11 protein-coding genes and 1 tRNA gene are annotated in these 12715 nt (G+C 34.5%); 3 read left to right on the top strand and 9 right to left on the bottom strand.

All coding sequences use genetic code 11. The annotated features are described in order from the left end of the window. Window positions 1–11: 11 nt before the first annotated feature. Window positions 12–152 (bottom strand): hypothetical protein, encoded by a 141-nt coding sequence (locus tag Q5I06_RS05110; RefSeq protein ID WP_305517070.1) that lies wholly within the window; start codon window positions 150–152, stop codon window positions 12–14. A gap of 23 nt (window positions 153–175) precedes the next feature. Beyond that, a complete protein-coding gene (gene ileS / locus Q5I06_RS05105) occupies window positions 176–2962 on the bottom strand; it encodes an isoleucine--tRNA ligase (protein ID WP_305517069.1) in 2787 nt (928 codons plus the stop codon). Between the two features lie 481 nt (window positions 2963–3443). On the opposite strand from ileS, the gene Q5I06_RS05100 reads away from it, so the two are divergent. Beyond that, entirely contained in the window at window positions 3444–5612 is a 2169-nt protein-coding gene (locus Q5I06_RS05100; protein WP_305517068.1) for a TonB-dependent receptor, read from the top strand. Between the two features lie 131 nt (window positions 5613–5743). Next, the gene (locus Q5I06_RS05095) at window positions 5744–6913 is read left to right on the top strand and encodes a CynX/NimT family MFS transporter (protein WP_305517067.1); all 1170 of its coding nucleotides are present in this window, start codon (window positions 5744–5746) and stop codon (window positions 6911–6913) included. 27 nt (window positions 6914–6940) lie between these two features. Here Q5I06_RS05095 and Q5I06_RS05090 read toward each other — a convergent pair. The 6 genes from Q5I06_RS05090 to accB form a co-directional block, all read right to left on the bottom strand. Beyond that, window positions 6941–7018, bottom strand: a tRNA-Met gene (locus tag Q5I06_RS05090). A 43-nt stretch (window positions 7019–7061) separates the two neighbouring features. Next, complete coding sequence (locus Q5I06_RS05085; protein WP_305517066.1) at window positions 7062–7535, bottom strand: HP1233 family protein; 474 nt, start codon at window positions 7533–7535, stop codon at window positions 7062–7064. A 48-nt stretch (window positions 7536–7583) separates the two neighbouring features. Further along, entirely contained in the window at window positions 7584–8705 is a 1122-nt protein-coding gene (gene pseC / locus Q5I06_RS05080) for a UDP-4-amino-4,6-dideoxy-N-acetyl-beta-L-altrosamine transaminase (protein ID WP_305517065.1), read from the bottom strand. Beyond that, window positions 8705–9388, bottom strand: coding sequence for a hypothetical protein (locus Q5I06_RS05075; protein WP_305517064.1), 684 nt, complete (start codon window positions 9386–9388; stop codon window positions 8705–8707). Before Q5I06_RS05075 ends, pseC begins: the two co-directional genes overlap by 1 nt. A gap of 40 nt (window positions 9389–9428) precedes the next feature. Continuing rightward, entirely contained in the window at window positions 9429–10787 is a 1359-nt protein-coding gene (locus Q5I06_RS05070) for an acetyl-CoA carboxylase biotin carboxylase subunit (protein WP_305517063.1), read from the bottom strand. A 4-nt stretch (window positions 10788–10791) separates the two neighbouring features. Next, entirely contained in the window at window positions 10792–11250 is a 459-nt protein-coding gene (gene accB / locus Q5I06_RS05065) for an acetyl-CoA carboxylase biotin carboxyl carrier protein (RefSeq protein ID WP_305517062.1), read from the bottom strand. Between the two features lie 110 nt (window positions 11251–11360). Here accB and dcd point away from each other — a divergent pair, with 110 nt between their 5' ends. After that, window positions 11361–11930: a dCTP deaminase gene (gene dcd, locus Q5I06_RS05060; RefSeq protein ID WP_305517061.1), complete on the top strand. Its 570-nt coding sequence runs from the start codon at window positions 11361–11363 to the stop codon at window positions 11928–11930. Window positions 11931–11934: 4 nt separating this feature from the next. On the opposite strand, the gene Q5I06_RS05055 is transcribed toward dcd, so the two are convergent. Continuing rightward, window positions 11935–12543 carry a phosphatase PAP2 family protein gene (locus Q5I06_RS05055; RefSeq protein ID WP_305517060.1) on the bottom strand — a complete coding sequence of 203 codons (609 nt, stop codon included), beginning with the start codon at window positions 12541–12543 and terminating at the stop codon, window positions 11935–11937. Between the last annotated feature and the right edge of the window lie 172 nt (window positions 12544–12715).

Below are 12715 nucleotides of genomic sequence, written 5' to 3'. Positions count from 1 at the left end.
CCAGTAGTTTTTTATTTTTTGGCCTTAAATTTTAGAATACAAAATCCGATATAAGCTAACACACAGACTACAATGATTGTGCTAAACGCTTCAACATAGCCAAAAGGTTGGCTTAAATCAAAAACTCTCAATCCAAAAACTTCAAATCCCATCATATACTCCTAATGCTCCAAATCTATACTGCACCTTTACATACCTCTTGGCATCTTACACAAAGTTCTTCTTCACTTTTGCAGAGATATCTCCAACATCTTGGGCATTTGTGTTTTGAGGTTTTGAATATCAAAAATGTTTTTTCAATTCCATTATTAGATATTTTAAAACTTTTGAGTGGTTCATCTTTTTTATCCTCATTTTTCACTTCGCTTATAATGAGCCATTTGTCAAGTTCTTTAAACACATTGTTTTTTGTTTGGATGCAAAGTTCCAGGGATGATTTGATAATTTTATCTTTTTTAAGTCCATCAACAGCCTCTCCAAATCCTTCGCGGATTTTCAAAAGTTCCTCAAAATCAGTTTTAAGCTCTAAATTAAATGATTTTTTTAGATCGAGTTTTTCTAAATCAAAGACATCGTTAATATCACCTTTTAGAACTTTTGGAGCAAATTCCAAAACTTCATCAACACTATAGGTCAAAATAGGTGCTAAAAGATGAAGCAAGTTTCTTGTGATAATGGTCATAGCACTTTGATGAGCTTGACGCTCAGGAGAGTTCTTCGCATCGCAATATAGACTATCTTTGCATAGATCTAAATAAATTCCACTGAGTTCATTGGTCAAAAATCCCATCAACAAACTCAAGCCTTTTACAAACTCATATTCATCAAAAGAAGCTTGAACTTGGGAAAATATTTCATCAGCTTTCTTAACTATCCAGCGATCAATTTCGCCAAGATTATTATATTCTACAAGTGATTCAAGCCCATCTATATTTGCGAGTAGGAATCTAATGGTATTTCGTATTTTTCGGTATTGTTCAGCGATTTGTTTGAAAAAATTCACCGATACAGTGAGATCGCTTTGATAGTCATTCATCGCCACCCAAAGCCTCAAAATATCACTTCCATACTCTTTGAGGATTGAGTCTAGGCCGATTACATTGCCCTTAGATTTACTCATTTTTTCGCCATTTTCATCCACTGTAAATCCATGTGTCACGACAGATTTAAAAGGAGCTTTTCCATTGAGTGCACAGCTTAAAAGAAGTGAGCTTTGAAACCAGCCTCTATGCTGATCACTTCCCTCCAAATAAACATCAGCAGGATAATCTCCCGCATCATATTTGGGATTATTTTTTGTATTTTTGAGTACAGCACTCCAAGTGCTACCACTATCAAACCATACATCTAAGATATGTTTCCCTTTTTCAAGATTATCAGCCCTATGTGCCCAAGAAGTTGGCAACAGTTCTTTTATTTCCTTGCTCCACCAAGCATCACAACCTTCTTTTTCAAAAATATCACTTAAATGTTCCAAAACTTCTGTATCAAAGATAACTTCACCGCTTTTCTTATCTCTAAAAAATGCGATAGGTACTCCCCAATCCCTCTGTCTGGAAATGCACCAATCTGGGCGATTTTGCACCATTGTCCTGATTCTATTTTTTCCGCTTTGTGGATAAAATTTGGTCTCATCAATCGCTTCTAAAGCCACTTCTCGCAGTGTTTTTCCATCTTTAAAGGGCTTGTCCATTGAGATGAACCATTGAGTTGTTGCCCTATAAATAACAGGTTCGTGAGATCGCCAACAATGTGGATAGGAGTGAGTGATTTTGCTATGTTTTAAAAGAGCATTTCCTAGCATTTTAATGATCTTCTCTTGTGCTTTAAAGATATGTATACCGACAAATTCTTCAGGAAGAATTTTTTCCTTGAGTATGACTTCATTAAAGCAACCTTTGTCATCTACAGCCATAATGATAGGTAGATTGTATTTTAATCCTACATGATAGTCATCTTCGCCGTGTGCAGGAGCATTATGAACAGCTCCAGTTCCATCATTCATGCTCACATGATCGCCTAATATAATCAGAGAATCCCTTCCATTTAGAGGATTGATAGCTTTAAGCCCTTCAAGAGTATCAGCGAGGAATTCTTTTGATATTTCTTCATCTATGATTTGATTTTTATAGAGCTTGTTGTGAAGTTCTTTGGCAACGATATAGCCTTTTTTGGTTAAAACATAACTCTCCCCTGGTTTTAATGCAATCCCGGCATTAGCAGGAAGCGTCCAAGGGGTTGTTGTCCAAATCACAATAGAGGCATTATCTATCCCCAAAGCCCTTAATGCATCATCTTTAAGACTAAAAGCTACGAAAACAGAATCAGATTCCTTGTCTTTATACTCTACCTCTGCATCCGCAAGTGCAGTTTCACAAGCCCAACTCCAATAGATGGGCTTACTGCGTTCGCAAAGTAATCCATTTTTAGCCACTTCGCATAAGACTTTGTAAATATCGCTCTCAAACCTAAAATCCATCGTTTTATAAGGGTTTTCAAAATCTCCTAAAATTCCTAGTTGTTGAAACTCTTGACTTTGTATAGCAATAAACTCACTAGCGTGTGCTCTGCAAAGTTCTCGAATCTTTTGTTTAGGGAGAGTATCTTTTTTTTCTTTACCGATTTTTTTTTCTACCTGCTGTTCGATAGGAAGTCCATGACAATCCCATCCGGGTGTATAGCGAACACTATACCCTTGAAAATAATGATATTTTATGATGATATCTTTTAGAATTTTATTTAGAGCATGTCCGATATGCAGATGTCCATTTGCATAAGGAGGGCCATCATGAAGATTGAAGTTTTGGTTACTCTCTTTTGCTTTAGAGCGATTTTTTTTCATTTTTGTGTTATAGACTTGGTTTTCTTGCCATTTTTTATATCGCAAGGGCTCATTAACAGGTAGATTTCCTCTCATTGGAAAATCTGTTTGCGGGAGTATAAGGGTGTCTTTGTAGTCCATCAGAATCCTTATGGATAGAATTTATGTCCGATTGTACAAAAAATGCACTGAAAGATTTATTTATTCTAAAAATATTCTATCGAAATCTCACAAGATTTTTAGAACGAAACAATAAAATGGTGACAACATTTTATTTGATGCGATCAATAATTATATATAAATACAAATATGAATATAAATAAAGCCTTATTTCAGTTATTAAATTATTTGTTTCTAGCCTATTATTCTTTAATGCTAGAGTTGATATATTGTATTAGACCATGTCAATTGTGATTAGGTTTTTAATATCTTCTTAAGGTTATGTTTGATTTCAAAAAAGTGAATATTTTTCACTACTATTTATATTTATTCATCATATTAATACAAATAAATCGCATAAAAAATCAAATATATTATTTAATTTAATTAAAAGTTTCTATTAAACAATTTATAAGTTTATATAAAATATAATGATAACAATTACTAAAATTAAGGATAAATGATGAAAATATATAAAATTCTCTTTGTTGTTTTGCTGTTTTATACTTGGTTAAATGCAGAAAATGAATCTAGTACTACACTCAATAAGATTATCACTTCAGCTACTGGATTTGATATGGCTCTTAAAGATGAAGCAAGAAATGTTGTACTAATAGATAAGAATACTTTGACAAATAAAGGTTATCAGACTTTAGATGATGCATTGAAGATGTCTCCTTTGATTACTTTTTCAAACAATGGATTTGGAGGTAACATAGATTTGAGAGGACAAGGAGGGAGTGCAAATCAAGCTGTAAAGGTTTTAGTAAATCGTGTCCCTATTAACCTTTTGGATTCAAGTCATGGTATTACACCTTTGAGTGAAATCAATCTCGAAGATGTGCAGTCCATAGAAATTATTCCTGGTGGTGGGGCAGTAGTTTATGGAAATGGCACTAGGGGCGGAGTTGTGAATATTGTTACTAAGTCCAATAAAAAAGATTCTGTCAATATTAATTTAAAAGGTGGAAGTTATGAGGTGAGTGATGGTCTTTTTGGTAGAGCTGATCTTTCTGTAGGTAAAAATATAGGACATTTATTTTTAAAAGCAGATGCGAGTGTTGCTAATACTAATGGCTATAGAATAGGCGATAGTTTGTTTAATTATTACCTTAATGGCGAGGCTTTATATTCATTTAATCAGAACCAATCTTTGGATGTTAATGTGGGCTATTCTTATTCCAAACAAAACACATCACCTGGCATCAGCCTTGCTGAACTCAAAGCAAATAGAAGAAGTGCAGGGAAAGGAAGAATCACTTCTGAGAATAATTTTGTGAACACCTCGTTGAATTATAAAGCAAAATTATCTGATAAATGGGACTTTGATTTGCTAGGATTTTATCAGATGAATAATACTGCTTACCCATATGAAATCACCAGTGTAACCCAAAGAGGTTCTACTGTGCCATTTGATGAGAGTGGGAGTAGATTTTTTAATCAGGGAGCTGGAGGCAATCTGAAACTCAAATATAGTGCAAATAAAAATACTTTGATATTGGGATATGATATTCTTTATCAAAATACAAGTAGAAAATCAAACAACCATTACGTAGTTAAAATGCCCAAATTTGTTCTTGATAAAATAGTAGCTGCTATGAGTGCTTCAAAACCTGCACCTAAAGCTATGGATTTTACACCAACAACTGCCTTAGATCACGCTTGGCAAACCGATCTGGAAGCTAGTAAAATTGCAAATGCTATTTATGTGTTTGATAAATATGAATTTACGAATTGGTTTGAGCTGAGTGGAGGAGCAAGATATGAAAATAGTCTTTATGACTTATATGATGATAAAAATACACAAGCAAGTGGCCCTCTTAGCAAGAGTATCAAAAGTGGATCTTCGCCTCACTTTACGGTGGATACTAATCGAAATAATTATGCACTAGAACTCACTCCAAATTTTAAATATTCTGATACTGGAAATGTGTATTTAAAATACGAAAGAGGCTTCATCACGCCTTCTCCTAATCAAATGATGAATTCAGATCCCAAAAATGGACTTAGCTATAATGGGTTGAAGCCAGAAAACTATGATACTTTTGAGTTAGGCTATAGGGACGAATATAGTTTTAGCTATCTTCAAGCAACGCTTTATTATACCCTTACTTCAGATGAGATTTATTATAATCAAATTGAGCATGGATCAAATTGGCAATACAACAACTTAGATCAAACACAACGACTAGGACTTGAAATCGTAGCTTATCAAGACTTATTTAGCGATCGCTTTCATCTAAATGAATCTATTTCTTATATATATAATGAAATATTAAAAGGTATCAATAAGGGCAAACATATTCCTTTAGTGCAGGATTATAAATTTACCTTAAATCTTGCTTTTGATGTTGTCAAGAGTGATAATCAACTTTTGAGCGTGATGTTCAATAATGCCTTTTACGGACCTTCTGTTGATAATAGTTATTCAAAAGTAGATGCTTACATTTTGAACAATTTAGGATTGAATTATTCTTTCAAGCATTTTAGATTTGATGCGGGGGTGCAGAACTTATTTAATACGCAATATTTTGACTACCATTTAGCACTTAGTTCTGATTCATTTATTCCTGCGAGCTATATCCCAGCACCAGGTAGGAGTTATTATATTGAACTTCGATATGATTTTTAAATTCCTATATTTCTTAAAATGTCAGAAATGTGGAGTATTTGTTGATAAAAGCGATATGAGATTATGAAAATAAACTTTAGAATTAAATCTATTCTGATAAAATAATTCATTTTTTAATTTTGGAGTTATAAATGCATAGCAAAAAACAGATAGAGTTGTTCATTTTATTGGGCATCATTTTGATTACTTTGAATTTACGAGGACCTATCACGGGCGTAGGTCCAATTATAGAACTCATAAAAGAACAGTACCATCTATCAAGCTCTCTTGCAGGGTTTATTACAACTCTACCTCTTTTGGCTTTTGCTATATTTTCTCCAATCGTTGCGAGATTTCGATATATTACTACCATGTTTTATGGGTTGTTATTGATATTTTTGGGAGAAATAATACGATCGTATTTTGGAGAAGTGGGACTTTTTGTTGGGACTTCTATTATGGGGGTAGGGATTGCAGTTGCTAATGTTTTGCTTCCTAGCATTATCAAATCAGGATTTCCTAAGACTTTTGGAAAAATTATGTCTATTTATTCTTTGGTTTTGGTCATCTCTGCAGCTATTGGAGCGGGAATCTCTGTGCCATTAGCACTTTCTCTTAATTTGGGATGGAAAAATACTCTAGCGGTTTGGTCGATTGTTGCACTTATTGCAGTTATTTTGTGGATACCACAGTTGGGTGGCAGAAGAAGGTATAAAAATAATAAAACACACTCTAGTGCCTCTGTTCCTATTTATAAATATGCTACAAGTTGGTGGATAACATTTTTTATGGGAACACAATCACTTGTTTTTTATAGTGTCATTGCTTGGTTTCCTTCTATTTTGATGGATAAAGGGTTTGATATTCATTTTGCTTCAAATATGACACTTTTATATCAAATATGCTCGATGCCTGTTGCTTTATTTGCTCCGATGATGGTGGCTAGAATTAGAAATAAGCATAAACATCTTTTGACAGGTTTTTTGTGCTTGATGTATGCATTTGCTTTTGGTGTTTTGTTTTTTTGTGATGGATTATGGTCAATGGTTATTGCAACGATTTTTCTGGCTTTTCCCATGGGGGGGATGTTCGGAATCGCTCTTTTGTTTGTCTCCACAAAAGCTTCACATCCTCAAAAGGTAGCTAGATTGTCTGGTATGGCACAGTCTTTGGGGTATTTAATAGCTGCTATTGGACCTATTTTGCTTGGCTTTGTCTATGATTTGGCACATTCTTGGAATGTACCATTGGTATTATTTGTGTGTCTGACATTATTGCTAATATTTTTTGGATACAAAGCGAATAATTCTAAAGTTATTTGAGGGGAAGATAATTAAAAAATGAAGATTTGGTGTCAAGAGGGAGACTTGAACTCCCGACCTCCGGCTTATGAGACCAGCGCTCTAAACCAGCTGAGCTACCTTGACAAAAGCTCGTAATTATAAGAGAAAACACCTAAAAAGTCAATAATCAAAGCATGATATCAAATTCATTAGAGCTTTGGTAGGCATTTTTGTATCTTTCTAAAAAACTGTTGAGGTTTTGAGTTTGTATGCCAAATGCTTTTTGTGCATTTTTTTCATAAGGATTGGTACTTATTTTTGTGTTTTGTTGTAGTTCGGGATTGTATTTTCCATTGTAAAAATTTGTCAAACTATACAAGGATTGAGCAGCTAACATCTTATCTCCCTCACTCATTCCAGCAGTCGCTCTTTTGAAGGCATTGTATTCATCATTGCTCATCAGTTCAAGCACAAGAAGACCATAGGTTTCTCTTTGCTTTGATTGAGAATCTGTAGGGGTATTATCTTCTTTGATAGGCGAAGATATTTTTTTTATAGGTTCTGTGGGGGTTGTTTGAGTTTGTGCAGTCTCATTTTGTTCTTTTTGTGCATTGAATAGATTGTATAATGATGTTTGCGGTAATTGTGAATTGATTTCCACGCTAGAACTCCAAGTTGTTTTGGAATATCTAGCAAAAATTATTCCTTTTTAGTGTGATGGGACTTTGAATTTTTCAAATACACTCAAGATTTTTTCAGCACTCACTCTTGCATCTTCAAGATTCATTTTTTGATGACAGGGAATGGAAATCTCTGCACGATAAAAATCTCTTGCATTATAGAGATTAGTTTCTCCTAAAATATCTTTATATAAACTAAACTCATTGATGGGTTTATAATGCACCTGCACCCCAAGTCCTTCTTTTTGTAGGGATTTGAAAATATCCTCTTTTGAACACCAAAATTCTGGAGCAAGGATGATGGGATAGAGATGATTTGTGCTAAAATATTTGATATGTTGATGAAGGGTAAAAAAATAAGGATTTCCTTCAAATGCTTTGTCGTAAAATTTTGCAATTTCTTCGCGGATGTTCAAAAATCTATCAATTTTATTAAGTTGGGACATTCCAAGTGCTGCTTGAAGTTCAGTCATACGAAAGTTAAAACCACTACTTTTAACATCACAATTCCATAGCTCTTTTTTGATCATTCCATGAGATCTAATGAGTTTGGCTTTTTCGTAAATTTGAGAATCATTGGTTACTAGCATTCCGCCTTCTGCTGTAGTGATAGGTTTGATTGCGTGAAAGCTAAAAATAGTTATATCTGCAAGTGTGCCTACTTTTTGATTTTTATATCGACTTCCAAAGGCATGAGAACTATCTGAAATAAATACGAGATTATTTTCTTTGCAAATTTTTTGTATTTCATCAGCTTCTACACTATTTCCACCATAATCAACACTTACAACCGCTTTTGTTTCATTGCTGATATATGACTTTATGGATTTTTCATCTATATTTCCATTTGCTTTTACATCGCAAAATATTGGCTTAGAATCACATTCTAACATCATATTGGCAGTGGCAACAAAACTAATAGGTGATGTAATTGCACGGTGATTTTCATCTAAGTTGATAGCTTTGTAGCTAGCGTATAATGCACTTGTAGCGGAGTTGAATGCAAGAGCATATTTTACTCCTATAAAATCAGCAATTTTTTGTTCAAATTCATGTGTGAGATTACCTTGAGTGAGAGAGTGTCCTTGTAAGGCATTTATAACGGCTTGTATATCATCATCTTCGATAAATTGAGTGCTATATGGGTTCATTAGCCAAGCAACTTTGTTAAACGTTCTAAAGTGATTCCTTCTGTGTTGTGTGAAGCCTTGAATTGATCTTTGTTTAGAGCATTTTTATCAAGGGCTTCATATTTTTCATCAGTTGCTGGAAGAACATTTCCGACTTTATCGCTCAATGTTTCGATTGCCTCTTTAGCGTATTTTTTTTGTAGATTGAGATCTTTGATAAAATCTGCTAGATTTTTAGTGTTTTTTATTTCAATTCTATCAGGATTGATAGAATTGGCTTGAAACTTTATTTTTGGTTCTATTAGGCTGTATTTTTTTGAGAATACATTTTCTCCACCAAAGGTTGAAGTATCAAAAATTTTTGAAATATCTGATTTGATATTTTCAGATTCCTTCAAAGCAGTTTGAGACACCTGAGAGTTTTTTGAATGAATTTCTTTAGAGTTTTTGAGCAATGTTTCGGCGTCTTGGCTGATTTTGTTCATACCTTTTATAGCTATTTGTAATGCTCCAATGGTGTTGTTGATTTCTTTTGTGGATTTTGACAATTCATTTTCATTGATAACAACAGAATCCTCATTTTTTGCCAAAGGCTTTGCTTTGGAACCTATTGGGGAATTATTTTGGCTTTCCAAACGTTTGCTTAGGCTTTGATTAGTGGAAGTCTTATCATTAATACTAGTATTGTGCGGAGTGATCTTCATTACCAGTCCTTTGGCTTATTTTATAAGTGATAAGCACTTGTTATTCCATATTTTGTTCTAAATACTTGGTATGTATTTTTGAATGTTTAAAATCGGCATTATCCATCATTTTAAGATGAAAAGGAATAGTGGTTTTGATTCCTTCAATACAAAATTCTCGTAAAGCCCTTTTCATCTTTGCTATAGCACGGGTTCTATCTTCTCCCCACACGATTAATTTTCCAATCATTGAGTCGTAAAACATAGGTACAACATATCCAGCATAAGCGTGTGTATCAATTCTCACATTTGCTCCACCAGGTGCTACCCATTTAGTGATTTTTCCTGGACAAGGATAGAATTTTTCAGGATCTTCAGCAGTGATTCGGCATTCGATAGAATGACCCTTAAAGGTAATTTCTTCTTGGTTTGGGAGAGTTTCTCCCTCTGCAATTCTTATCATCCATTCTACCATGTCTAGACCACTGACCATTTCACTGATTGTATGTTCAACTTGAAGTCTTGTGTTCATTTCCATAAAGTAAAAATCTCTATAATTTGCATCTAAAAGAAACTCAAAAGTCCCTGCACCCACATAACCGATGTATTTTGCTGCTTTTACAGCAGTTTCTAGTAAGGCCTTTCTAACTTCAGGGGTAAGAACACTAGCTGGGGTTTCTTCGATGAGCTTTTGTTGTCTTCGTTGTGCTGAACAGTCTCTCTCTCCTATGTGGATAACATTTCCGTGCTTGTCTGCTAGTATTTGAACTTCAATATGCTTAGGATTGCGAATGAATTTTTCCATATAGATTGTGCCATCCCCAAAAGCACTGAGTGCTTCGCTTTCAGCTGCCAAGTAGAGGTTTTTTAGAAGTTTTGGATCTTCAACCACTCTCATGCCTCTGCCACCACCACCTGCAGCAGCTTTGATAATGACCGGATAACCGATTTCTTCAGCTACTTTTTCAGCTTCTTTGTAACTTTTGAGTGCACCATCACTTCCTAGTATGACAGGAACTCCAGCTTCTTTCATCACATCTTTTGCTTTGGATTTGTCACTCATCATTATCATCACTTCAGAGCTAGGTCCTATAAATTCTATTCCGTGATGAGAACAAATTTCTACAAAATTTTGATTTTCGCTCAAAAATCCATATCCAGGAAAAATCGCATCTGCATCAAATAGTTCTGCTACGCTCATAATTGCAGGAACATTCAGGTAGCTTTCAGAAGATTTTGGTCCTCCAATACAAACCTTTGCATCTGCAATATCTAGATAATGCGTATCTTTATCGGCGGTTGAATACACCGCTATAGCTTCCTTGCCCATTTCTTGAATAGTACGTATAGCTCTTAGGGCTATTTCTCCTCGATTAGCTATGAGGATTCTTTGGAGTGATTTTTTTTCTACTTGTTTCATAGTGCTAGATTTTCTCTACTTTGATAAGTCTGCTTCCAAACTCTACAGGCTGGGAATCATTCACCTCTATGGCAATTATTTTGCAATCGTATTCCGCTTCAATTTCGTTCATAATTTTCATTGCTTCAATAATCCCTATAGTCTGACCTTTTTTTACAGTATCACCTACATTGATATATGGTGCAGAATCTGGAGAAGGACATCTATAGAAAGTTCCAACCATAGGAGAAGTAATGAAATCCCCTTTTTCACTCCCTGAGCTAGAGACAGGAGTAGAAGAGATTGTTTGTGTTGGAATAGAAGATTCTGAAGGTATGATTTGGGTATTAACAATCGGAGTTGATTGGATATAGCCAGGTTGCTTGTCTAATTTTATTTCAAAATCACTCTGTTTTAAAGAGAGCCTAGCAATGTCTGAATTATCAAACATTTCGATGAGTTTTTTTAGTTCTGCAAGATTCATAATGCACCTATCCTTTTTGTTTGAATTTTAAAATCCCTAACTTTTTGAGGGTTGTTTTTTGTCTTTGGTATAATACCATAAGTTTAATTTAAATATAAAGGAGAGTGTTTATGGGCTTAAAATCTGACAAATGGATAAAAGAAATGAGTCTCAAGCATAAAATGATAGATCCTTTTTGTGAAAAGCAGATGGGCAAAAATGTCGTAAGTTTTGGGCTTAGTAGTTATGGATATGATATTAGGGTTGGAAGCGAGTTTATGATTTTTACAAATATTGGTGCAACGATTGTGGATCCAAAAGATTTTCATCAAAGCAATGTGATAGAAGTCGATGCTTCAGAAGATGGATTTTGCGTTATACCTGCAAATTCTTTTGCTCTTGCTAGGACAATGGAATATTTCAGAATGCCAAAAGATACTCTTGCGATCTGTTTAGGAAAGAGCACTTATGCAAGATGTGGAATTATTGTAAATGTAACACCTTTTGAGCCAGAGTTTGAAGGACATATTACTATAGAAATATCTAACACAACGCCATTGCCAGCAAAAATATATGCTAATGAGGGCATCGCACAAGTGTTATTTTTGCAAGGAGATGAGGCCTGTGAAGTTACCTATAAAGACAAACAAGGAAAATATCAAGGTCAAAAAGGAATCACATTGCCAAGGATTTTGAAATAAAACTTTAGAATCGATAGCTCACAGATAATCCATATGTATTTTGATACACTCCTCTTGAAATCTCTTGATCACCCACATCTACATCTATGTTTATGTTTTTATCTAATTTGCTTGAGACTAGAAAAGAAACTCCATATCCAAGTATTGCTCCAGCAATAACTTGAGTGACAGAGTGCCTTTTTGATGTGATTCTAGAAATTCCCACCAAAGTTGCTAAAACTGTCGTGGGAACTCCCCATTGCCAACCATAACGTCTTTGCATGAAACCTGCAGCTGAAAATGCAAACGAAGTGTGTCCTGATGGGAAACCTTCATAAGAGTCCTTATTGTCTGGTCTTTGACTGATTTTTGCCCAATTGGGGTGATTTCTAGAAATACCCACAAAGCTGTATTTGATAGCAAATGTAGTTGCTAGAACACTTCCTGATCCTATGGCAAGTTGAGCTAATCCTTCATAATCTTTTTGTGTAAGGGTATAAACTGCCGCAGCTAGAGGCAAAAACTGAAAGATATCCCCATAGATTTCAAAAGCATCTCTTTTTCTTGCCTGTGCTTGAGATATCAGAGATACCAAAAGGAAGATAAACAAAAATATTTTAGAATACTTTCTCATAATACCTCCAAGAGTTATATTTTTAGAATTATCGCATAATTATTCGGATTTTTAATGGAGATTTCATCTCTAACCCCCCCCCTTTTTTTTCTACTCCCACACCACCTTGTGTGCAAATTCATCTAATTTATCCTTGCTTTGTTTTGTAGTATTTTCCCAAGCATTCTTGAAG

This window comes from Helicobacter cappadocius (genome assembly GCF_030688855.1).
In the GTDB taxonomy this organism is placed as follows: Bacteria; Campylobacterota; Campylobacteria; order Campylobacterales; family Helicobacteraceae; genus Helicobacter_J; species Helicobacter_J cappadocius.
This window is presented reverse-complemented; position numbering and strand designations above follow the sequence as displayed.